At 72.2% G+C, this 22,372-nt stretch carries 24 protein-coding genes; 18 read left to right on the plus strand and 6 right to left on the minus strand.

The window, feature by feature from the left end; genetic code table 11:
* Positions 1-44 precede the first annotated feature (44 nt).
* The 8 genes from ACIQPR_RS20925 to ACIQPR_RS20960 all read left to right on the plus strand — a co-directional run bounded on the left by ACIQPR_RS20925 (position 45) and on the right by ACIQPR_RS20960 (position 7,678).
* Positions 45-401 carry a YciI family protein gene (locus ACIQPR_RS20925; protein WP_403650422.1) on the plus strand — a complete coding sequence of 119 codons (357 nt, stop codon included), beginning with the start codon at positions 45-47 and terminating at the stop codon, positions 399-401.
* A complete protein-coding gene (locus ACIQPR_RS20930) occupies positions 401-1,597 on the plus strand; it encodes an RNA polymerase sigma factor (protein ID WP_403650424.1) in 1,197 nt (398 codons plus the stop codon). Before ACIQPR_RS20925 ends, ACIQPR_RS20930 begins: the two co-directional genes overlap by 1 nt.
* A 72-nt stretch (positions 1,598-1,669) precedes the next feature.
* The gene (locus ACIQPR_RS20935; RefSeq protein WP_403650643.1) at positions 1,670-3,031 is read left to right on the plus strand and encodes an aldehyde dehydrogenase family protein; all 1,362 of its coding nucleotides are present in this window, start codon (positions 1,670-1,672) and stop codon (positions 3,029-3,031) included.
* A gap of 59 nt (positions 3,032-3,090) precedes the next feature.
* The gene (locus ACIQPR_RS20940; RefSeq protein ID WP_403650426.1) at positions 3,091-3,456 is read left to right on the plus strand and encodes an ArsR/SmtB family transcription factor; all 366 of its coding nucleotides are present in this window, start codon (positions 3,091-3,093) and stop codon (positions 3,454-3,456) included.
* Positions 3,453-4,085, plus strand: coding sequence for an SRPBCC family protein (locus ACIQPR_RS20945; RefSeq protein WP_403650428.1), 633 nt, complete (start codon positions 3,453-3,455; stop codon positions 4,083-4,085). Before ACIQPR_RS20940 ends, ACIQPR_RS20945 begins: the two co-directional genes overlap by 4 nt.
* A gap of 84 nt (positions 4,086-4,169) precedes the next feature.
* A complete protein-coding gene (locus ACIQPR_RS20950; RefSeq protein WP_403650430.1) occupies positions 4,170-5,231 on the plus strand; it encodes an NAD-dependent epimerase/dehydratase family protein in 1,062 nt (353 codons plus the stop codon).
* Between the two features lie 134 nt (positions 5,232-5,365).
* Complete coding sequence (locus ACIQPR_RS20955; RefSeq protein ID WP_403650432.1) at positions 5,366-6,730, plus strand: phospholipase; 1,365 nt, start codon at positions 5,366-5,368, stop codon at positions 6,728-6,730.
* A 42-nt stretch (positions 6,731-6,772) separates the two neighbouring features.
* On the plus strand, positions 6,773-7,678 hold the full coding sequence (locus ACIQPR_RS20960) for an aldo/keto reductase (protein ID WP_403650433.1): 906 nt from the start codon (positions 6,773-6,775) through the stop codon (positions 7,676-7,678).
* Between the two features lie 46 nt (positions 7,679-7,724).
* Here the strand turns inward: ACIQPR_RS20960 and ACIQPR_RS20965 are convergent, their stop codons facing one another.
* A complete protein-coding gene (locus ACIQPR_RS20965) occupies positions 7,725-8,183 on the minus strand; it encodes a pyridoxamine 5'-phosphate oxidase family protein (protein ID WP_403650434.1) in 459 nt (152 codons plus the stop codon).
* Positions 8,184-8,411: 228 nt separating this feature from the next.
* Between ACIQPR_RS20965 and ACIQPR_RS20970 the strand changes: the two genes are divergently transcribed.
* The 4 genes from ACIQPR_RS20970 (at position 8,412) to ACIQPR_RS20985 (ending at position 11,379) form a co-directional block, all read left to right on the plus strand.
* Entirely contained in the window at positions 8,412-8,783 is a 372-nt protein-coding gene (locus tag ACIQPR_RS20970) for a BlaI/MecI/CopY family transcriptional regulator (RefSeq protein ID WP_403650436.1), read from the plus strand.
* Between the two features lie 34 nt (positions 8,784-8,817).
* Positions 8,818-9,750: a M48 family metalloprotease gene (locus ACIQPR_RS20975; protein ID WP_403650438.1), complete on the plus strand. Its 933-nt coding sequence runs from the start codon at positions 8,818-8,820 to the stop codon at positions 9,748-9,750.
* A 96-nt stretch (positions 9,751-9,846) separates the two neighbouring features.
* Positions 9,847-10,242 carry a VOC family protein gene (locus tag ACIQPR_RS20980; protein WP_403650440.1) on the plus strand — a complete coding sequence of 132 codons (396 nt, stop codon included), beginning with the start codon at positions 9,847-9,849 and terminating at the stop codon, positions 10,240-10,242.
* A gap of 57 nt (positions 10,243-10,299) precedes the next feature.
* Positions 10,300-11,379, plus strand: a complete 1,080-nt coding sequence (locus ACIQPR_RS20985) for an adenosine deaminase (protein WP_403650442.1) — start codon at positions 10,300-10,302, stop codon at positions 11,377-11,379.
* Here ACIQPR_RS20985 and ACIQPR_RS20990 read toward each other — a convergent pair.
* Positions 11,361-11,876, minus strand: a complete 516-nt coding sequence (locus ACIQPR_RS20990) for a DUF664 domain-containing protein (RefSeq protein ID WP_403650444.1) — start codon at positions 11,874-11,876, stop codon at positions 11,361-11,363. The genes ACIQPR_RS20985 and ACIQPR_RS20990 overlap by 19 nt on opposite strands.
* 27 nt (positions 11,877-11,903) lie before the next feature.
* Positions 11,904-12,794 (minus strand): LysR substrate-binding domain-containing protein, encoded by an 891-nt coding sequence (locus tag ACIQPR_RS20995; RefSeq protein WP_403650446.1) that lies wholly within the window; start codon positions 12,792-12,794, stop codon positions 11,904-11,906.
* Positions 12,795-12,919: 125 nt separating this feature from the next.
* On the opposite strand from ACIQPR_RS20995, the gene mgrA reads away from it, so the two are divergent.
* Complete coding sequence (gene mgrA / locus ACIQPR_RS21000; protein WP_403650448.1) at positions 12,920-13,912, plus strand: L-glyceraldehyde 3-phosphate reductase; 993 nt, start codon at positions 12,920-12,922, stop codon at positions 13,910-13,912.
* 119 nt (positions 13,913-14,031) lie between these two features.
* Here the strand turns inward: mgrA and ACIQPR_RS21005 are convergent, their stop codons facing one another.
* Positions 14,032-14,421, minus strand: a complete 390-nt coding sequence (locus ACIQPR_RS21005; protein WP_403650450.1) for a nuclear transport factor 2 family protein — start codon at positions 14,419-14,421, stop codon at positions 14,032-14,034.
* A 370-nt stretch (positions 14,422-14,791) separates the two neighbouring features.
* Between ACIQPR_RS21005 and ACIQPR_RS21010 the strand changes: the two genes are divergently transcribed.
* The 4 genes from ACIQPR_RS21010 to ACIQPR_RS21025 are packed head-to-tail and all read left to right on the plus strand — an operon-like array spanning position 14,792 to position 19,082.
* Positions 14,792-15,202, plus strand: a complete 411-nt coding sequence (locus tag ACIQPR_RS21010; protein WP_026178618.1) for a hypothetical protein — start codon at positions 14,792-14,794, stop codon at positions 15,200-15,202.
* A gap of 54 nt (positions 15,203-15,256) precedes the next feature.
* Complete coding sequence (locus tag ACIQPR_RS21015) at positions 15,257-17,596, plus strand: FHA domain-containing protein (RefSeq protein WP_403650452.1); 2,340 nt, start codon at positions 15,257-15,259, stop codon at positions 17,594-17,596.
* A gap of 9 nt (positions 17,597-17,605) precedes the next feature.
* Entirely contained in the window at positions 17,606-18,154 is a 549-nt protein-coding gene (locus tag ACIQPR_RS21020; protein ID WP_403650454.1) for a hypothetical protein, read from the plus strand.
* Positions 18,144-19,082 (plus strand): serine/threonine-protein kinase, encoded by a 939-nt coding sequence (locus ACIQPR_RS21025; RefSeq protein ID WP_403650455.1) that lies wholly within the window; start codon positions 18,144-18,146, stop codon positions 19,080-19,082. The genes ACIQPR_RS21020 and ACIQPR_RS21025 overlap by 11 nt, the downstream gene beginning before the upstream one ends.
* A 78-nt stretch (positions 19,083-19,160) precedes the next feature.
* Here ACIQPR_RS21025 and ACIQPR_RS21030 read toward each other — a convergent pair whose 3' ends face one another.
* Together ACIQPR_RS21030 and ACIQPR_RS21035 are read right to left on the minus strand one after the other, a co-directional pair.
* On the minus strand, positions 19,161-19,577 hold the full coding sequence (locus tag ACIQPR_RS21030) for a nuclear transport factor 2 family protein (RefSeq protein WP_403650457.1): 417 nt from the start codon (positions 19,575-19,577) through the stop codon (positions 19,161-19,163).
* A 31-nt stretch (positions 19,578-19,608) separates the two neighbouring features.
* Complete coding sequence (locus tag ACIQPR_RS21035; RefSeq protein WP_403650459.1) at positions 19,609-20,898, minus strand: streptophobe family protein; 1,290 nt, start codon at positions 20,896-20,898, stop codon at positions 19,609-19,611.
* Between the two features lie 162 nt (positions 20,899-21,060).
* Here ACIQPR_RS21035 and ACIQPR_RS21040 point away from each other — a divergent pair, with 162 nt between their 5' ends.
* Positions 21,061-22,338 carry a DUF6777 domain-containing protein gene (locus tag ACIQPR_RS21040; RefSeq protein ID WP_403650461.1) on the plus strand — a complete coding sequence of 426 codons (1,278 nt, stop codon included), beginning with the start codon at positions 21,061-21,063 and terminating at the stop codon, positions 22,336-22,338.
* Positions 22,339-22,372: the final 34 nt, after the last annotated feature.

Raw genomic sequence — 22,372 nt, forward strand, 5'->3', positions numbered from 1 at the left:
TCCCCCTAGGGACTCCGACCACCCCCTGCGCCATGGAGGACACCATGCAGCACTACCTGCTCAGCGTGATCACGCCGACCGACGGACAGCCGCCCTCGGACGAGGAGATGGCGGAGATCAGGCGCAAGCTGGAGATCTTCCACGACGAACTCCAGGCCGCCGGTGCCTGGGTCTTCGCCGGGGGCCTGCACGGCCCGGAGACGGCCACCGTGCTGCGCCCCGAGGGCGGCGACGTCCTGATCACGGACGGCCCGTACGCCGAGGGCAAGGAGTACCTGGGCGGACTCTGCCTGATCAAGGCGGCCGATCTGGACGCGGCCCTGGAGTGGGGCAGGCGGGCGACCTGGGCCACCACCCTGCCCGTCGAGGTGCGCCCGTTCATGAACACGTCCGAGGACTGATGGCGTTCGACACCGATATCGAGGCCGTCTTCCGCACCGAGTACGGACGCGCGGTCTCCGTCCTGGTCCGTCTCCTCGGCGACATCGACCTCGCTGAGGAGGCGGTCCAGGACGCCTTCACCGCGGCCGTACGGAAATGGCCGGAGTCCGGAGTGCCGCCGAGCCCGGCCGGGTGGATCATCACGACCGCCCGCAACCGCGCGATCGACCGGCTGCGCCGGGAGTCCTCGCGGGAGGCCCGGCACACCGAGGCCGCCCTGCTGTACGCGTCCGACGCGCCTCCCGAGGAGGGACCCGTGCGCGACGACCGGCTCCGCCTGATCTTCACCTGCTGCCACCCGGCGCTCTCCCCCCAGGCGCAGGTCGCGCTCACCCTGCGCCTGCTCGGCGGGCTCACCACCGCCCGGATCGCCCACGCCTTCCTGGTCCCCGAACCGACGATGGCGCAGCGGCTCGTCCGCGCCAAGGCCAAGATCCGCGACGCCCGGATCCCCTACCGGGTGCCCCGCGACGCCGACCTTCCCGACCGGCTGGGAGGTGTCCTGGCCGTCGTCTACCTGATCTTCAACGAGGGCTACACCGGTTCGCCCGACCTGTGCGCCGAAGCCCTGCGCCTGGGCTGCCTGCTGTCCGAGCTGATGCCGGACGAGCCCGAGGTCACCGGGCTGCTTGCCCTGATGCTGCTGGTCGAGTCGCGCCGGGCCGCCCGGGAGGGCCCGCACGGCGAGCTGGTGCCGCTGCCCGAGCAGGACCGCGACCGGTGGGACCACGAGCTGATCGCCGACGGCCAGTCACTCGTCCGGCGGTGCCTGCGGCGCAACAACCCCGGGCCCTACCAGATCCAGGCCGCCATCAACGCCGTGCACAGCGACGCGCCGACCGCGGACGCCACGGACTGGAGCCAGATCCTCCAGCTCTACGACCGGCTCATGGCCCTCGCGCCGAGCCCGGTCGTCGCTCTCAACCGGGCCGTGGCCGTCGCCGAGGTCGACGGCGCCCGGCCGGCCCTCGACCTGGTGGACGCGCTGGACCTCGACGACTACCACGTGCTGCACGCGGTACGCGCCGATCTGCTGCGCCGCCTGGGCCGCCGCACGGAGGCCGTGGCGGCGTACGAGGCGGCCCTCGCCCGCACCGAGAGCGCGGCGGAGCGCGGTTACCTGGAACGCCGCCGCCGGGAACTCGTACGGATGTGACAGCGGTCACGCGCGGGGTGACCATGGCCCCACCGGAATATCTCCCGGTGCAAGAATGGTTGCTATATACACCTGACCGTAGAGAACCCCACGCACCAGCAGCGAGGCACCGTGAACGAGTCCAGCCCCGAGCAGCCCGCCGACATCGTCGCCCGGCTGCGCGCCACCTTCCGCACCGGCCGCACCAAGCCCGTCGAGTGGCGCACCGCGCAGCTGCACCGCCTCCGCGACCTGCTCACCGAGCACGGCGACGAGCTCGCCGCGGCCCTGCGCGCCGACCTCGGCAAGAGCGCCGCCGAGGCCCAGCGCACCGAGATCGGCTTCACGATCCGCGAGATCGACCACACCCTCGACCACCTCGACGCGTGGCTGCGCCCCGAATCCGCCCCCGTACCGGCCCACCTCGGCACCGACGCCACCGCCTGGACGCAGTACGACCCGCTCGGCGTCGTCCTCGTGATCGCCCCCTGGAACTACCCGGTGCAGCTCCTGCTGACCCCGGTCGTCGGCGCGCTGGCCTCGGGCGACGCGGTGGTCCTCAAGCCCAGCGAACTGGCCCCGGCCACCTCCGCCGCCCTCGCCCGGCTGGTGCCCGCCTACCTCGACACCGACGCGGTCGCCGTCGTCGAGGGCGGCATCCCCGAGACCACGGCCCTGCTCGCCGAGCGCTTCGACCACATCTTCTACACCGGGAACGGCACGGTCGGCCGCATCGTGCTGCGCGCCGCCGCCGAGCACTTGACCCCGGTCGCCCTCGAACTCGGCGGCAAGTCACCGGCGTTCGTCGACCGCGACGCCGATCTCGCCGTCGTCGCCGACCGGTTGGCCCGCGGCAAGTTCCTCAACGCCGGCCAGACCTGCGTCGCCCCCGACTATGTGCTGACCGACCCGGAGACCGCCGCCGCGCTCGAACCCCTGCTGGCGACCGCCGTCGAGAAGGTCTACGGCGCCGACCCGCAGACCTCCGGCGAGTACGGCCGGATCGTCAACGAACGCCACTTCGACCGGCTCGCCGGACTGCTCGACTCCGGCCGGGTGGTGGTCGGCGGGCGCAGCGACCGCGGCGACAAGTACATCGCGCCGACCGTCCTCGCCGACGTCGATCCCGGGGCGCCCGTCATGGCCGAGGAGATCTTCGGCCCGATCCTGCCGATCGTCACCGTCCCCGGCCTCGACGCGGCGATCGACTTCATCAACGACCGCGACAAGCCCCTGGCCCTCTACGTCTTCACCGACTCCGACGGCACCCGCGCCCGGATCGCCGCCGAGACCTCCTCCGGCGCCGTCGGCTACGGCCTCCCGCTCGCCCATCTCACCGTCTCCGACCTGCCGTTCGGCGGTGTCGGGGAGAGCGGCATGGGCAATTACCACGGCCGCTATTCCATCGAGACGTTCAGCCACCGCAAGGCCCTCCTGGAGAAGCCGCTCGCCTGACCGCCCGGCCCATCTATCACCTGTCGCTTATATAAGCGGCAGGTGATATTTTGCTGTCCATGCACGCTTTCGATGTGCTCGCGGACCCCGTGCGCCGCCGCATCCTGGAACTGCTCGCCGAGGGCGAGCAGCCCGCCGGGACGGTCGGCGACGCCGTCCGGCGCGAGTTCGGGATATCGCAGCCTGCGGTCTCCCAGCATCTGAAGGTGCTGCGGGAGAGCGGCTTCGCGACGGTTCGACCGGACGGCACCCGCCGTCTGTACGCCGTGAACTCCGAGCCGCTGCGGGACATCGACGCCTGGCTCGACCGGTTCCGCCGCTACTGGACCCCGCATCTGGACGCCCTGGCAACCGAGTTGGCCCGGGGCAGGCGTGAGCGCCGGCGTAGTGAGAACGGCGAGGACACCCCGAGGAGCACCCCATGATCGACGTGACCCACCAGATCGACTCCGTGAGCCGCCGCGTCGGCCGCCGCGACTTCCGGGCGGGCGAGGCCCGCGTGATCACCATCGGCCGGACCTACGACTCGCCGCCCGAGGACGTCTGGGACGCCTGTACCGATCCCGAGCGCATCCAGCGCTGGTTCCTGCCGGTCACCGGCGACCTGCGGGTCGGTGGCACCTACCAGTTGCAGGGCAATGCGGGCGGCACCGTCGAGCGCTGCGACCCGCCCCGCGGGTTCTTCGCGACCTGGGAGTTCGGCGGCGAAGTCAGCTGGATCGAGCTGCGGTTGACGCCCGAGGGCGACGGGACGCGCTTCGAGCTGGAGCACATCGCCCATGTCGACGACACCAAGTGGGCCGAGTTCGGACCCGGCGCGGTGGGCGTGGGCTGGGACTCGATCCTGCTGGGACTCGACGGCGACCTGTCCGGCGCGCGTCCCGTGAAGCCCGAGGACGCCATGGCCTGGCTGGCGTCCGAGGAGGGCCGCCGCTTCGTCACCCTGAGCAGCGAGGCCTGGTACGCGGCCAATGTCGACAGCGGCGAGGACGAGACGGTGGCCCGCGCGTCCGCCGACCGGACCACGGCCGCCTATACGGGAAGCGGGAGTTGACGGTCGCGGCGGCCGAAGCGCTGACCCGGGACCGATCACCGTTGTAGCGTGCGCGCTGGACGCCACGGGTGATCGGAGCCAGGGATGAGTGTCGGCGGCGAGACGGTGTTGGTGACCGGCGGGAGCGGATTCGTCGGCAGCCATCTGGTGCGGCAACTGCTGGAGCGCGGCTACCGGGTGCGCACCACCGTGCGGTCGCTGGGCAACGAGGCGAAGGTCGCGCCGCTGCGCGCCATGGAGAGCCGGTTCCCGGGCGCCCTTGAGCTGTTCGAGGCCGATCTGCTCGCGGCGGGCTCCTTCGACACGGCGATGCGGGGCTGCCGGGTCGTCTTCCACGTCGCCTCGCCGTTCCTGATGCCGGAGAGGATCAAGGACGGCCGCAAGGACGTCGTCGAACCCGCGCTCACCGGCACCCGGAACGTCCTCGCCGGCATCGAACGCACCCCCACCGTCGAGAAGTTGGTGTTCACCTCGACGGTCGGCGCGATCTTCGGGGACTACGCCGACGTACGGGAGATGAAGGACCAGATCCTCTCCGAGGACTACGTCAACACCACCAGCACGGTCGAGAACAACCCGTACCACTACGCCAAGACCGTGGCCGAACGCGCCGCCTGGGACGCGGCCCACGCGCAGGACCGCTGGCGCATGGTCAGCCTCAACCCCGGCCTGATCCTGGGGCCTTCACTGACCCCGGCCTCCGACTCCGGCAGCCTCTTCCTCCTCGACGAACTCTTCAAGGGCTACTTCTTCTACGGGGCACCCGACTTCAGCTTCACCGTCGCCGACGTGCGGGACGTGGCGAGCGCGCACATCGCGGCGGCCGAACGCCCCGACGCGCACGGCCGTTACATCGTCGCGGCGGCCCGGATGGCGTCCTTCCTCGACATGTCACGCGCCCTGCGGCAGCGCTTCCCGCGCGCGTACCGGCTGCCCCGGCACGGCCTCCCGCACTGGCCGGTGCGCATCCTGGGGCCCGCGTTCGGGCTCACCCAGGACTACATCCGCAAGCACCTCGGGATCAGGTTCACCGTGGACAACCGGCGCGGAGTGGAGGAACTGGGCATCCACTACCGGCCGTTGGAGGAGACCCTCGTCGACCACTACACGGCCTGGCGGGAGTTGCGCGGAGCGCGCCGACCGTGACCGGTCCCGCGCCGTTCATCCAGCCGACCGTGCTTCCCTCTTGACCGGTCGAGACCAAAGGCGCTTGGGTGTGGCCCGATCACCTTTCCGGTGTCATGACCCTGACCACGCGGCACTTCATCCGAAGGGCACCCATGCGAACCCCCCACGCCCTGCTCGCCGTCACCGCGGCACTCGCCACGACGCTTCTCGCGCCACCGGCCGGCGCCGCCGACGCCGTCCCGGCCCCCGGCACCTACTACGTCCAGAGCGCCACCACCGGGCTCAACGCGGCCGACAAGGGGGGAGCGGTGGAACAGCACAACCCCAAGGGCAACGAGGACCACCAGCAGTGGACCCTTCGGACCAGCGGATCCTCGTACGTCCTGGAGAGCACCGACACCGCGGGCAGCTGTCTGGGCCGCTCGGGCGCCCAGGCGAGAACCGTCGCCTGCACGAGCGCCGACGCCGCCTGGCAGGTCAACGCGACCGGCGGCGACCAGTACACGCTGCAAGTCCCGGGCGCGGCAAGCTACTTGACCGTGGCCGCCAAGCCCTCCGGAGCCAACTACCCGGCCCAGCTCGCCATCGGCTCCGCCGGCACTCTCGCCTCCTGGTACCTGACCCCGGTCACCTCGCCCACCGCACCGATCCCCGCCCAGGACCAACGCACCCTGGACCAGGTCACGTTCCTCACCGCGCACAACGCCTACGCCAACGGCGTCGACGGCGGCTTCGCCCCGCCCTTCGTGAACTTCTTCCCCAACCAGGCCCGCGGCATCAACCAGCAACTCTCCGACGGCGTACGGGGGTTCATGCTGGACATCCACCAGACCTCCGACGGCGCGATCCTCTGCCACGACAGCTGCACCCTGGTCAGCAGCCCGGTCGCCCTCAACGTCGACCTCCAGCGCATCGTGGACTTCCTCAAGGCGCACACCGACCAGTTCGTCACCGTCTTCCTTGAGGACTACGTCGCCCCGACCGTCCTGCGCGCCGAACTCGCCCGGGTCAACGGCCTGTACGACGTGCTGTACCGCCCCGACCGGACCGGCGTGAAGCAGAACGGCTGGCCGAAGCTGGCCGACCTGATCGCCGCCGACCAGCGCCTGCTGATCTTCACCGACCACAGCCGGGCCTCCGACCAGTCCGCCGGACTCACCCGGGACAGCTTCGGCGTCATGTACCAGCGCGAGTGGACCGTCGAGAACTACTGGTCCATGGGCTCCGGCGTCGGCTCCTCCGACTGGTCCTGCTACAGCCGCTGGTACGGCAGCGACCTCAACGTCCCGCTCACCCAGACCTATTCGGGGTTCCGCCCGCTGTTCGTCATGAACCACTTCCGGGACGCCGCCGTCGCCGGCACCGCGCAGACCGACAACACCAAGGTCCTCGACCGGGCCCAGCGGTTCTGCCAGCCGGCCGCCCGCAAGAAGCCCAACTTCCTCGCCGTGGACCGCTACGACCTCGGCAACCCCGCCGCGGCCGTCGCCGCCCTGAACACCTACACGTATCCGTAAAGTGCCGGTGGCCGCGCCGCGCGTGTGTGCGAAACTCCGCTGATGACCTCAGCGAAGATCACCGCCGCGGCGGCGGGCACCTGGAAACTCGGCGACCTGACCGTCAACCGCCTCGGCTTCGGCGCGATGCGGCTGACGGGCAGCGCCGCCTTCGACCTCGGCACGCCGAGCGACCGGGACCGCTCGATCGCCGTACTGCGCGAGGCGGTCGAACTCGGTGTCAACCACATCGACACGGCCGCCTTCTACTTCTCGTCGCTCCGGTCGGCCAACGAACTCATCAACACCGCGCTCGCCCCCTACCCGGACGACCTCGTGATCGCCACGAAGGTCGGCCCCTTCCGCACCTACTCGGGGGAGTGGGGCAACGCGGCACGCCCCGACGACCTGCGCGGCCATGTCGAGGAGAACCTGCGCCAGCTCGGGCGCGACCGGCTCGACGTGGTCCATCTGCGCCGGATGGGGCAGGACTCGATCGCCGAACACTTCGGCGCGCTCGCCGAACTCCAGGAGGAGGGCCTGATCCGCCACCTCGCGCTCTCCGACGTCGAGTCGCGGCACCTCGCCGAGGCGCAGCGGATCGCCCCGGTGGTGAGTGTGCAGAACCGGTTCGCACTCGACTCGTACCAGGCCGGGACCGAGGAGATGCTGCGGATCTGCGGCGAGCAGGGCATCGCGTTCGTGCCGTTCTTCGCCATCGCGGGCGCGGGCGGCGCGAGAAGCGCGACCACCGCCCACGACGACGAGGTCCTGGCCGTCGCGGAGGCGCACGGCACCAGCCCCGCCCAGATCCGCCTGGCGTGGACCCTGGCCCAGGGGCCGCACGTCCTCGCCATCCCCGGCACCGGCAACCCCGACCACCTCGCCGAGAACGTGGCGGCCGGCGCGATCCGCCTGACCGACGACGAACTGGACCGGCTCAACACACTGCACCGCAAGGCCGGTTGAGCCGGAACCGGAGCCGGAGCCCGAGCCGGGGCCCGTGCCTCGGGGCTCACACCAGCCAGGCGCCGTCCCGCATGAGATGGCGCTGCGGCAGCTCCCGCACCTCGTGCCACGCCTGGACCGCGAGCGGCCGTACCCGGAAGAAGGCGTAGGGCGCGCGCTCCTCGCGGGGATCCCAGCCGTACTTCGTGCCGAAGGCGTCGGCAGCGGCGGCCGGGACGTCCTCGGCGGTGAAGGCCGTGGCCTCGCCGTCGACGAGCACGACGTCCCGGGAGTCCGGGAGGGCCAGCCGGGTCCGCCGGCCGTCGCGCAGATTGCGGCCCGTGGGGTTCGTGGGCCGGGTGCACAGCCAGACGGCCAGCCCGTCCCACACGAACCACAGCGGGACCAGGCAAGGCAGTCCGCCGGCGTCCGCCGAGGCCACCCAGATGTCCGACTCCCGTTCCAGCCGCGCCAGTACGTCACGCCTGCGCTGCTCGGGGCCGCGCGGCGGCCCGGTGATCCTCATGGCCCGGGACGCTACCGGCGGTGCCCGCGCGGCGCCTCGGGCCGGGGTCGTAGGACCGCGGACCGAGGCGGCGGGGCGGCGGCCCCAGGAGATCGCTGCCGCCCGTCTCCCGCCCGGCGCGCGGGAATGGGTACAGGAGTGCGGTGACCGCACGGCGCCTTGACGACTACACTTCTGTAGACAGTCTGCCGCCGGACGGCGGACGAGGACGGGGTGAGGATCGTTCCCATGGCCGACGCGAAGGACGAACGCCGACCGGCGGGTGAGCTGGAGGCCACCGTCATGGCCGCCCTCTGGGCCGCAGGTGACCCGCAGACCCCGGGTGAGGTGCAGCTCAGCCTCGGCACGGGCCTGGCCCGCACCACCGTGACGACGATCCTGACCCGGCTGCACGACAAGGGTGTCGTCGACCGCCTGCGCTGGGGCCGCGGCTACGCCTACTTCCCGGTCCAGGACGCCCAGGGCCTCACCGCCCGCCGCATGCACACCGAACTCGACCGGGACGGCGACCGGGAGACGGTCCTCGCCCGCTTCGTGGCCCAGCTCAGCCCCGACGACGAGCGCGTGCTGCGCGACCTGCTCGAATCCGGTGAACAGTGAGGTCGGGCGAGCGAGCCCGGGAATCCGGTGAGCGATGACCGCCCTCCTGCTCCTCCCGCTCGTCCTGCCGTTCGCGCTGCGCCCCATGGCCCGGCGCGCCCTGGACCGGCTCGAACCCGGCACCGCGCTGTGGCTGCTCACCGGCTCCGCGCTGATCGCGGCCGGCTGCACCCTCGCCGCCCTCGGCGCGTTCGTCCTCACCGGCCTGCTCCGACTCCCGCCGTTCGCGGCCCTCGGCGAGCTGATCCACCCACTGCGCACCTCCTACGGCGCTCTCGTCCCGCCGGCGGCCGTGCTGTCCGCCGCCGCCCTCGCCGGATGCGCCGGGGCGCTGACCCGGTGGGCGCTGCGCCAGTCCCGCGGCTTCCGCGCCGCCCGCGCGCAGGCGGGACGCGGGCCCGTCGCGGGTGACCTGTGCGTGCTCGACTCCCCGCACCCGGACGCGTACGCCCTGCCCGGCCGACCGCACCGCATCGTCGTCACCACCGGGATGCTGCGCAGCCTCGACGCCGCCGAGCGCGAGGCGCTGTTCGCGCACGAGCGGGCGCACAACGCGGGCGGCCACCACTACTTCCTCGTCGCCGCCGAACTCGCCGCCCGCTGCCACCCCGCGCTCGGCCCGGTCCGTGACGCCATCCGGCTCGCCGCCGAGCGCGCGGCCGACGAGGCCGCCGCCACCGTCGTCGGCGACCGGCGCCTGATCGCCCGCGCCATCGCCCGCGCGGCCCTCGCCGGACAGCCGGCCCGCTCCCGGCGCCCCGACTTCGTCCCCGGCGCCACGACCGGCCCGGTCCCGCAGCGCGTCAAGGCCCTCCTCGCCGCCCCGCACGGCAGCCGCCGCACCGCCGCCTGCGGACTCGCCGCCCTGCTGATCGCCTGCGCGGCGCTCTCCTTCGCCGCCTCCGCCGCCTCGATGATCGACGTCCACCACCGGGTGGAGGTGGCGCAGGGCGAGGCGGCCCGGTGAGGGGCGGGTCCCGCGGGCGACTGGCGCGGGCCACGTTTTACGTATAACCTCGCCTGTCAACATCCCTCTGGACGGAACCGCGCGGAGAGCCCCCCGATGAGCCGTATCGCCCTGGTCACCCTCGTCGTCGACGACTACGACGAGGCGATCCGCTTCTACACCGAGGCCCTCGGCTTCCGTCTCGTCGAGGACGCGCCCCGCCCCGACGGCTCCCGCTGGGTCGTCGTCGCGCCGCCCGGCCCGGACGGTTTCGCGACCGGCCTGCTGCTCGCCCGCGCCAAGGGCGAGGAACAGCGCGGCCGGGTCGGTGACCAGACGGGCGGACGCGTGGGCTTCTTCCTGCACACCGACGACTTCGCCCGCGACCACGCCCGCATGCTGGCCGCCGGCGTGACCTTCCTGGAGGAGCCGCGCCACGAGCCGTACGGTTCCGTCGCCGTCTTCCAGGACCTGTACGGCAACCGCTGGGACCTGCTCCAGCCCGCCGCCTGACCTCCCGCAGCTCCCGTCCCGCCCGCTCACCGCACCACGACCGAGGAACGACCGCACATGTCATCTACGCGCATAGACGCCGACACCCTCAGCCGGCTCCCCAAGGCCGTGCTGCACGACCACCTCGACGGCGCCCTGCGCCCCGCCACCCTGGTGGAACTCGCGGAGACGGTCGGGCACACCCTGCCCACCACCGACCCCGACGAACTCGCCGCCTGGTACGTCGACGCCGCCGACTCCGGTGACCTGGTGCGCTACATCGCCACCTTCGAGCACACCCTCGCCGTGCTCCAGAACCGCGAGGGACTGCTGCGCGCGGCCGAGGAGTACGTCCTCGACCTCGCCGCCGACGGTGTCGTCTACGGAGAGGTGCGCTACGCCCCCGAGCTGAACACCGACGGCGGACTCGCGCTCGCCGAGGTCGTGGAGACCGTCCAGGAAGGGCTCGCGGCCGGTATGGCCAAGGCCGCCGCGGCCGGGACCCCGGTCCAGGTGCGGACGCTGCTGTGCGGGATGCGGATGTTCGACCGGGTCGCCGAGGCCGCGGACCTCGCGGTGGCCTTCCGGGACGCCGGTGTCGTCGGCTTCGACATCGCCGGTGCCGAGGACGGCTTCCCGCCCGCCGACCACCTCGCCGCCTTCGAGCACCTGCGGCGCGAGAGCGTCCCGTTCACCATCCACGCCGGTGAGGCGCACGGACTGCCCAGCATCCACCAGGCCCTCCAGGTGTGCGGCGCCCAGCGCATCGGGCACGGCGTCCGCATCACCGAGGACATCCCCGACCTCGCGACCGGCAAGCTCGGCCGCCTCGCGGGCTGGGTCCGCGACCGCCGGATCGCCCTGGAGATGTGCCCGACCTCCAACCTCCAGACGGGCGCGGCCACTTCGATCGCCGAGCACCCCATCACCGCCCTGAAGGACCTCGGTTTCCGCGTCACCCTGAACACCGACAACCGACTGGTGTCCGGTACGACGATGACGCGCGAGATGTCCCTCCTGGTCGAGGAGGCGGGCTGGAGCGTCGAGGACCTGCGCACGGTCACGGTCAACGCCCTCAAGAGCGCGTTCATCCCGTACGACGAGCGCAAGGCCCTCATCGAGGACGTCGTCCTGCCGGGCTACGCCGCCGCGCTCTGAAGCAGCCCCCGCACGTACTGCGCCTGTCCGACGTGCTCCAGGTCGTCGGACAGGACGCTGACCAGCCGCACGCCCAGACTGACCGGCGGGTCCCAGCTCTCGTCCACGATCCGCTCGTAGTCCTCCGGGACCAGCCCGCGCAGATACGTCAGGGTCTGCTCGTGGACGGCGTCGTAGTACCCGGTCAGCTGTCCGGCCGACTCGACGCGCACCTTGGCGACCTGCGCGGAGGTGTGGCCGTATCCGTGGTCCCGGGGCGGCAGATCTAGTCCGAAGCGCTTCTCCCAGCCCTGGGTCAGCCACACCTGGTCGAGGCCGCCGGCGTCGGCGACATGGTCGTCCTGGATGCGGGTGAGATGCCAGACCAGCCAGGCGATCGAGTTGGCGTCGGCGCCCACGCGCGCGTGCAGCTGGTCCGGGGTCAGGCCGTCGAGGGCGGCATGGACTTCTTCCTGGACGCGTCCGAACGCGTCAATGAGGATGTCGTTGGCATGCATACGACCACCATCGCGCATCGCCTTCGCTCATGCGGCCGGAGTCCCGGTTTCGAGCAGGGTCATCAGGGCGCGGGCCGCCGGACTGGTGGCCTGCGGGGGCGGGAGCAGGGCCACCGTCTCGTAGACCTCGTCGCCGGGCCCCTTCAGGGAGAGCGCGGTGAGCGCCTCGCGCTTGTGGCGGAAGTGCCTGGGGACGACGGCCACGCCCAGGTTCTCGTCGACCAGGTCGAGGAGGCTGTGCACGTCGTTGACCTCCAGTGCGACGGTCCGCCGTACGCCCGCCTCGGCGAAGGCGGCGTCCGTGGTGCGGCGCGAGGCCCAGTCCGGGTGGAAGTCGACGAAGACCTCACCGCCGAGGTCGTCCGGAGTGACCGCCGCGCCGATCCGGGCGAGCCGGTGGCTGGGATGGCACAGCACGGTCATCGGCTCGCTGGTCAGGGACACCGAGCGCAGCTGGTCGGTGTCCGCCTGGGTGCGGTAGGCGAAGGCCAGGTCGAGGCGCCCGGCCGCGACCTCCTCCGCGAGCGCCCCGGAACCCGCCTGCCGCAGCCGGATCTCCACATCCGGGTGCCTGCGCCGGAACGCGGCGAGCAGCCCGGCCACATGCACTCCGGCGATGCACTGCTCGGTGCCCAGCGAGAGCGTGCCGCGCAGCACGCCCTGCACCGCGGCCACCGCCTCGTGCGCCGACCGCACCTGTGCGAGGATGCGTTCCGCCTCGCCCAGCAGTGCCCGGCCCGCCTCCGTGAGCGTGACCCGGCGGGTGGTGCGCACGAACAGCGGGGTCTGCAACTCCCGCTCCAGGGCGCGGATCGACGCCGACAGCCCGGACTGGGACACCATCAGCCGCTCGGCCGCCCGGGTGAAGTGGTGGTCCTCGGCGACAGCGATGAAATGCTGAAGATGACGCAGCTCCATGATTGAGAAGCGTAACCGCTGAATTCCATCGGATTCTTCTGTTGGACCACTGCCCGCAGGTCGGACAGAGTGGACGACGGTTCTCTGGAACCCGTATCCCGTGTGCCAACCCCTCTGGAGTCGCGTTGTACACCGCACACCCCGACCGCTACGCGGACCTGCCCTACCGGCGCACCGGCCGCAGCGGTCTGAAGCTCCCCGCGATCTCGCTCGGCCTGTGGCACAACTTCGGGCCCGACCGCCCGGTCGACACCCAGCGCGCCATCCTGCGCCGCGCCTTCGACCTCGGCGTCACCCACTTCGACCTCGCCAACAACTACGGCCCGCCGCCCGGCGCCGCCGAGTCCGCCCTCGGCGAGGCGCTGAAGGCGGACTTCGGGTCGTACCGCGACGAGCTGGTCATCTCCACCAAGGCCGGCTATCTGATGTGGCCCGGCCCCTACGGCGAGTGGGGTTCCCGCAAGTACCTGCTGTCCTCGCTCGACCAGAGCCTGAACCGCATGGGCCTGGACTACGTCGACATCTTCTACTCGCACCGCCCCGACCCGGAGACTCCCCTGGAGGAGACGATGGGCGCCCTGCACTCCGCGGTCCAGCAGGGCAAGGCGCTCTACGTCGGCATCTCCAACTACTCGGCGGAGCAGACCCGGGAGGCCGCCCGCATCCTCGGCGAGCTGGGCACCCCGCTGCTCATCCACCAGCCGCGCTACTCGATGCTCGACCGGCGCCCCGAGGACGAGGGCCTGCTCGACGCCCTCGACGAACTCCAGGTCGGCTCCATCGTGTTCTCCCCGCTGGAGCAGGGGCTGCTCAGCTCCCGCTACCTCGACGGCATCCCGGAGGGTTCCCGGGCGGCGAGCGACAGCCCGTTCCTGAACTCGGACGCGGTCACCGAGGACCTGGTCGGCCAGCTCCGCGCCCTCGACGACATCGCCAAGGGACGCGGCCAGACCCTCGCCCAGCTCGCCCTGGCGTGGGTGCTGCGCGGCGGCCGGGTCACCTCGGCGCTGGTCGGTGCGAGCAGCGCGCAGCAGATCGAGGACAGCGTGGCGGCCACCCGCAACCTGGACTTCGACGCCGAGGAACTGGCCCGCATCGACGCGATCGTCAAGCGGTAGGCCGCTCGCCGGCCTCCCGGGGGCGTTGGGCCGGCTCCGGATCGGCGCGCCTCCACCCCTGGCGGGTGGAGGCGTGGGCGCGGGCCGCCGCGATGTTCCGCGCCACCTTCGCCGTACGGTCACCCGGTGGGCCCGCCGGGCACCCGGTCGAGGAAACCGAGCACGGAACGGATGCGGTCGTCCGCGTCCAGGGTGATGACGTCGAAGCCGGCGACGGGTGCCGAGCCGTCGGTCTCGCTCACCAGTTCCCAGGCGAACCGCGCGGTGTCGTGGTGGCCGTCGACGGCCCCGAGGGGGCGGAAGGCGAAGCCCGGGAACTGCGCGTGCGCCCCGGCGATCAGCGCCGCGATCTCCGTGTGGCCGGTGACTGTCGCCAACGGGTCGGTGTAAGTACCCTCGACGGACCAGGCGGCGGCCACCGCCTTCGCACGTGCCTCCGGCTCGCCCGCGTTCCAGGCCTCGAAGTAGCGGGCGACGGCGTTCTCGTGGCGATCGGTGTTCTCCGACATGGTGAATCAGCCTCCGGCGAGGTCGTTCGTACTGGTCAGGGCCCGGATCCCGCTGTGTGCCGACCCGGTGGTACCACCATGCCGAGGTCCGCGCGGAGGGTCGATTACCCCGCGGGTAATGGCGGCGGGAGAGCGCCGCGAAAGGGGTCCCGAAGCTTTTCGGCCAAAGAGGGCGGTGAATATGCCAACAGACTGGCTAAAAAGTCGTGGTGACAGTGTTTCAGGAGTGAACATACTCGTCTGCTAGAGCACTAATTCACGATGCGAATCCGCCATCGTGCGCACCACCTGAGCCACCCGAGCCGCCAGCCAGAGCCGCATGGAAAGCGAGGCCCGACCGGCATTCGAGACACGCGACGGGGGAGTGATCGTGCACGACGAATTCCTGTGCCATGTCACCGCGTACGGTACCTGCGGCGGACAGCGCGTCGGTGTGCCTTTGGGCACCTACCGCGCTCCCACACTGGCGCTCGCCCTGTGGTGGTTACGGGACCGCGCGGTGTGGATGGCCGACCGGCTCGACCCGCAGCCGGAGAACCCGCGCTTCCCCCGGGGCGCGCTGGTACCGGTCGCCGACACCGCGCCGGACGTGCCCAAGGCGTTACGCACCTGGGCACGTGACGTCGGGCATCAGGAGCAGGTCGCCTACGAGTTGGCGGCCGGCCGGCTGGTGCAGATCGCCATCAGCGACGAGACCACCGAGTACGAGCTGCTCGCCGAATCGGTGGACGCCCTCCGGATGCAACGGACCGTTCCCGCACTCGTCGTCCCTGTCGCCTGACCCGGCCGGGCGCTGGCCGGGCGCACAACGGAGCCAATCGGTAGAATTCTGGGCATGCCGGAGCGTCCGATGGCGCGGACCGCGCCCGAACTCCTCCTGGAGACCGAGTCGGGCTCCACGGTCATGATCCCGAGCCGCGACTACCACGTGGGCCGCGATCCGCTCAGCGACATCGTCATCGACGACGCCCGGGTCTCCTGGCACCACGCGGTCCTGCGGCCCGACGCCGACCACTGGACGCTGGAGGACGAACACAGCACGAACGGCACCTACGCCGACGGCCGCCGCGTCGACGCGTGGGACGTCGGCCCCGGCAGCGTGATCCGCTTCGGCAGCGCGGCCGACGGCCCGCGCGTCACCCTGGCCGGCCGCCCCGCCCCGGCCCCCGAACGCCCCTCGGCCGTGTCCATGCCCGCCCTCACCGGCACCTTCCGGCAGCCGACCACCGTACGACCGCTGCCCGCCCGCACGATCCGCATCGGCCGGGCCGCCGACAACGACCTCGTCGTCGACGACCTGATCGTCTCCCGCCGGCACGCCGAACTGCGCGCCCTCGCCGACGGGACGTACGAGATCGTCGACCTCGGCAGCCACAACGGCACCTACCTCAACGGCCAGCCCGTGCCCCGCGCCACCGTGGGCCCCGGTGACATCGTCGGCATCGGGCACTCCGCGTTCTGTCTGGTCGGCGACCAGTTGCAGGAGTACGTCGACACCGGCGAGGTCTCCCTCGACGTACAGGACCTCACGGTCGCCGTCGACCACGGCCGCAAGGTCCTCCTGGACCAGGTGTCGTTCCCCGTCGGGGAGAAATGCCTGCTCGCCGTCGTCGGCCCCAGCGGCGCCGGGAAGTCCACCCTGCTCAACGCGCTCACCGGCCAGCGCCCCGCCGACCGCGGCACCGTCCTCTACGACGGCCGCGACCTCTACCGCGACTACGCCGAACTGCGCCAGCGCATCGGCCTGGTCCCGCAGGACGACATCCTGCACGCCCAGCTCACCGTGCACAGCGCCCTGTCCTATGCGGCCGAACTGCGCTTCCCGCAGGACACGGCCAAGGCGGAACGGCAGGCCCGGGTCGAGGAGGTCGTCCGCGAACTCGGCCTCGGGCAGCGGGCCGAGCAGCCCGTGCACAGCCTCTCCGGCGGCCAGCGCAAGCGGGTCAGCGTGGCCCTGGAACTGCTGACCAAACCGTCACTGCTCTTCCTCGACGAACCCACCTCCGGCCTCGACCCCGGCATGGACCGCTCGGTGATGCACATGCTGCGCGGCCTCGCCGACGACGGCCGCACCGTCATCGTCGTCACCCACAGCGTCCTCAGCCTCGACGTCTGCGACCGCCTCCTGGTGCTCGCGCCCGGCGGCCGGATCGCCTACTACGGGCCGCCCGGCGACGCCCTCGCGTTCTTCGGCTTCGAGCACTGGCCGGAGGCCTTCGAGGCCTTCGAACGCGACCAGGACCGGGACTGGGCGGGGGAGTTCAGGCAATCCCCCTTCCACCGCCGGTACATCCGCGACTCCGCCGCCCAGCCGCACCTGCTCGGCTCCGGCCCGGTCGCCGTGGCCCCGCCGCCCCGGCCGCGCAGTCGCGGCGCCCAACTCGGCACGCTGGTACGGCGTTACGCCGCCGCGCTCGCCGCCGACCGGACCTTCCTCGTGATCATGGTGGCGCTGCCGTTCGTGATGGGCGCGATGGCCCGCGCGCTCGCCGGAAGCACCCTGACGCGCGAGACCGCGATGAACGCGCTGCTCATCCTCTGCGTCGGCGGCGTGCTGACCGGCGCGGCCAACGCCGTGCGGGAACTCGTCAAGGAACGCGCGATCTACCGCCGCGAGAGAGCCGTCGGCCTGTCCAGATCGGCCTACCTGCTCTCCAAGGTCGTCGTACTGGGCGCGATCACCGTGGCGCAGGCCGTGGTGCTCACCCTGGTCGGCCTCTTCGGCGTCGACCTCAACGCACCCCGTGGCAAAGGGGTGTTGATGCCACCGCTGATCGAGATCACCGTGGCCGTGGCCCTGTTGGCGTTCACCGCGATGATGCTCGGCCTGCTGGTCTCCGCGCTGGTGCGCAAGGAGGAGGTGACGATGCCGCTGCTCGTGCTGCTCGCCATCGTCCAAGTGGTTTTCTGCGGCGCCCTGTTGAAACTGCACGGCGTACCCGGCCTGGAACAGCTCTCCTGGCTCGTGCCCTCGCGCTGGGCGCTCGGCGGCATGGCCGGCACCATCGGACTGGCCCGCATCGTGCCGGGCGAACTGACCGGCGACCCGCTGTTCCGGCACTCGGCCGCGGCCTGGCTGCTCAACATGGGCATGCTGGTCGTCCTCTCGCTGCTCTTCGGCCTCCTGGTGTCCCGGCTGCTGCGCCGGCACGAACCCGCCGTGATGCGGAAATAGGGCGGCGCGATGACGACCACCCCCGGCTTCCGGCCCACGCATGTCGTCCCCGAGCACGGGATGCCCGCCTGGGAGGCCCCGGACCCCGCCCGCCCCACCGTGCCGCTCGACGCGCTGCTGCCCGTGCAGCTCCTCGAACGGCGCGGCGACTGGGTGCACGCCCTGTGCTCCAACGGCTGGTCCGCCTGGGTCGACGGCCGCCATCTCATCTCCGTCTCCCAGGACCCGCCCGCCGCCGGTGCCCCGCAGGCCGGCATCGCCGACCCGCGCCCGCTCCTCGCCCGCGCCGAACAGGCCCTCGCCCGCTACCGTGGCGCCGTGGAGGAACTCGCGGGCGGCGCCCTCGACGGCGCCTCCTTCGAGGCCCGCACCAAGGGCCTGCGGATCGGGGTGGTCGTCGACGGCGCCTCCGTCTGGCTCTACGACGCCGACCACGGACGCTGGGTCCACGCCGACGGCACCCGGCTCAGCACCTACGCCACCGACGAGGGCCCCCGCGCCGAACCGGCCGACCCCGGGCACGCCCCCACCCAGGTCGTGAGCCCCGATGGCCCGTGACGCGAGCCTCTTCTCCGGGCGCCCCTCCGAGCTGATCGGCAGGCGGATCGCCGGCTACCGCATCGAGGACGAGATCGGCCGCGGCGGCATGGCGGTCGTCTACCGCGCCCACGACCTGCGCCTGGACCGCACGGTCGCCCTCAAACTGCTCGCCCCGGAACTCGCCCGCAACGACACCTTCCGCAAACGCTTCACCCACGAGTCCCGGGTCGCCGCCGCGATCGACCACCCGCACATCGTGCCGGTCTTCGAGGCGGGCGAGACGGACGGCGTCCTGTACATCGCCATGCGCTACGTCTCCGGCAGCGACCTGCGCCATCTCCTGGACCGGGCGGGCCCGTTGGGGCTCTCCACGGCCGCGCGCATCGTCGGCCAGGTCGCGTCCGCGCTCGACGCGGCCCACGAACACGGGCTGGTCCACCGGGACGTCAAGCCCGGCAACATCCTCGTGGCCCGCGGCACCGACGACGACCATCCCGAGCACGTGTACCTGACCGACTTCGGTCTGACGAAGAAGTCCCTGTCGCTGACCGGGTTCACGACGGTCGGCCAGTTCGTCGGGACCCTCGACTACGTGGCCCCCGAGCAGATCTCGGGCCGGCCCGTCGACGGCCGCTGCGACGTGTACGGCCTCGCCTGCGTCGCCTACGACACCCTGGCGGGGCGCCCGCCGTTCCGGCGGGACGACGACATGGCCCTGCTGTGGGCGCACCAGTACGACGTACCGCCCGCGCTCACCGAGTGCCGGCCCGATCTGCCGGTGCACGTCGACGCCGTCTTCACGAAGGCACTGGCCAAGAGCCCGGACGACCGTTACGAGTCGTGCCTGGCGTTCGTGACGGACCTGCGGGGCGGGGCGTCGGGGCCCGGGGTGGCCGAGGCGGGCGCGGTGCCCTCGTGGGCGGAGCCGGTGTTCAGGGAACGCTGAACTCGTCGTCGGCTACGGGCCGGTTGAGGCTCTTCGCGCCCGGCGGCGGCGCGGGCCACAACTGCCGCCCCGCGCCTCTCAAAGGGCGCCGCGTGCTCCGTTCAACGGCACTCGCCGTGCCGACACCTTGCGCTGCGAGATCCGCCAGCCGGTCCCGGTGCGCACCACCGTGTCCTCGTACGTCACCGAACCGCACGAGCCGTCCGTCCGGATCCCCAGCCCCTTCGCTTGAGCCCGGACCCGGCCCTGCGCCGACTCCTGGACCACCACGTTCGTGACGTGATGGGCGACGGGGTTGCCCTCGCCCAACGCCAGGGACGCGCGCACGAGTTCGGGAAGGCCGACGATCGTGGCCTGACCGAAGTCGGTGAGGTCGTACTCGACGTCCGGGGTGAACACCTCGGCCAGTCGGTCGAGTTCGCCCTCGTCGACCAGATGGCCGTGCAGTGCAATCAACTCCGTTATCGCCAGGCGGTCTTCGAGTGTCAGCGCCATGTCGACCCTTTCCTCGGCTGCGCGCACACTCTCATGCCGGGCGTTGCGCCTGCCCGGGAATTTCGATCTCCCCGTGGCGGCGGACCGGCTTCGCCAGCAGGGCGCCCAGGAAGCCCGCGACCAGGCCCCACAGCGCGGCCAGCCCCACCGCCGACCACAGCCGGGGTTTCAGCAACAGATCCCCGGTGAGGCCGCCGCCGACGTCGCCGATGCCGAGGAGGGAGAGGCCGTAGTGGGCGGAGACGCGGCACAGGAGGCAGATCATCAGGACCGCGAGGGCGAAGGCGACGGCGAGGTGGACGGCGTGCTGCCAGGCGCGGACGCGGGCCGGTGAACGGGCGGCCATCAGGAACGCGGCGGACAGCAGCAGGACCGCGTTCACCGGCAGGAGCCACCACACCCGGCCGTCGTAGGCGGCGATGGAGTTCAGGTCGAGGGTGGAGATGTCCGGGGTGCGCAGGACCTCGTCCAGGAGGTGCGGCACGGGCAGGCCGAAGGGGCCGTGGACCCGGCCCTCCCAGGTGGCGCCCAGGCCGATCGTCAGGGTGAGCCAGACGAGGTTCGGCATGCCGAGCAGGATCAGCGCGAAGGTCTGGGTGACGTTCCCGCGTGTCGCCGCGGTGATGAGGGCGACGACGACGCCGAGCGCGACGTAGCCGAGGAGGAGGGCCACCACGGCGTACGCGGCCGGGCGGACGGACGCGTGGAAGCGCAGCAGGCGGGCGGGGAGGGGCGCGCCCGACGACACGAGGAGGGCCAGAACCAGGACCCCGGCCAGCCACAGCAGACCGAACAGCACCGTCCGCGGTACGTCCGCCTCGAAGCCGACCTCGGGCGAGGCGCCGATCAGGTCGCCGATGTCGCCGAGCGTGCCGCTGCCGAGGGAGACCGAGAACTTCTGGCGCGCGCCGAGGGCCAGTCCGATCAGGCCGAGCAGCCACAGTACGGCGATCCGCGCGGCCCAGCCCGCCAGCTCCGCGGCCGAGGCGACCGCGCGGTGCCGCAGCGGCCGGAGGAACGCGGCGGCGGTGGTCAGGGCGCCGGCCAGGGTCACCGAGAGGGGGAGGACGGTCAGGCCCGCCTTTGTGTCGGCCAGGGCGCCCGCGTTCCCGGAGAGCCTCACCGTGCCGCCGACGGCCGTCACCACGGTCGCCGTGACGACCCTGGGGAACGCGCCGTCCGGGAGATCCGTCGCGCCCGCCGCCCACAGGCCGAGCGCGGCGACCACGCCCATGCTGAGCAGCCCGGCCAGCACCGCGCTCAGGGCCTGGATCCAGCCGTGGCGGGCGACTGCCTGGTCAGAGCGGGTTTCGGGGGTCACGCCTGCCACGCTAAGCAGCGCCGGGGGAGCGCGCCCGCCGGGAGGTCCGTCCGCGTCGGCTTGCGGGCGGACCGGGACCGGAGCACACAATGGGTTCGTTGTGGACAAAGCGGTATCAAACGTCATCAGTGCCGCTGAGAACCGCGTCGGGAAGAAGAACTCGTGAGCGTCGAACCTCCGTCTTCAGGCCGCCCCACCGGACCGCCCTCCGGCCCGCTGTCGGGACCCTCCCAGCCCCCTTCGGGCCCACCCTCGCAGCCCTCGGGCGGCGGCGGTGCCGGGGCGCCGGAACCGCACCGCCCCTGGTGGAAGTCCGCGCCGCGCGTCGCGATCCTCACCGCGGTCGTGGTGGCCGCGGTGGTCCTGGGCCTCGTCTTCAGCCGCTCCGGCGGCAGCTCGACGAACACCGCGAGCAAGGGGGAGGTCTTCCTCCAGGCCGCGGCCAAGACCGGCCCCGACCCGTTCACGGAGTCCAGCGCCACCGAGAGCTCCGCCCCGCCCGCCTCCGCCTCACCCACCGCCTCGGAACCCGCGAACGCCGTGCGCGGTGTCGACGGCGGCGCCCCCGGTCTCTACGGCGGCACCCAGAACGTCGCCAGCTGTGACGTGGAGAAGCAGATCAAGGCGCTCCAGGCCGACCCGGCGAAGAACAAGGCGTTCGCGTCCGTCGTCGGCGTCCAGCCCGCCGGAGTCCCCGCCTATCTGCGCTCCCTCACCCCCGTACAGCTGCGCATGGACACCCGCGTCACCAACCACGGCTACCGCGACGGCGTCGCCACCGGCTACCAGGCCGTCCTCCAGGCCGGCACCGCCGTCCTCGTCGACAGCCACGGCGTGCCCCGCGTCCGCTGCGCCTGCGGCAACCCGCTCTCCCCGCCGGTCGCCCAGCAGACCACCCCGAAGCCGACCGGCGACACCTGGTCGTCGTACCGCCCGCAGAACGTCGTCGTGGTCACCCCCGCACCGCAGGTCATCAACATCTTCGTGATCTACGACCCGCACAACGGGCACTGGTTCGGCCGCCACCACGGCGACACGGGCCGCCACGACCACCGGACCCCGCCGCCGCTGAACCCGGCCAGCCCCTCGGTGACCGTGTCCCCGCCGACCTCGCCGTCCTCCACCTCCCCGTCGCCCTGCGCCTCCACGTCCCCCGGCACACCGGGCACGCCCGGTACGCCCGGTGCGTCCACGAGCCCGTGTCCGCCGACGTCGAGTTCCCCGTCCTCGTCCTCCTCGTCGCCGTCCGCTCCGTCCTCGTCGCCCGCGAGTCCGCAACCGCCGTCCTCCGAGCCGCCGTCGACCGAGACCTCGTCCTCCTCCTCGGCCTCGGCGCCCTCATCGGTCGTCTCCAGCGCCACGACGACGTCCGCGTCGGCCTCGGTGTCCGGCTTCAGCGCGCCGGTTTCCCCGGGGACGAGTTCACCGTCACTCTCCTAGGGGGACTGCCCGGCGTGGGGCTGGGTACGAGCAC

This window comes from Streptomyces sp. NPDC091280 (genome assembly GCF_044768565.1).
GTDB lineage: Bacteria > Actinomycetota > Actinomycetes > Streptomycetales > Streptomycetaceae > Streptomyces.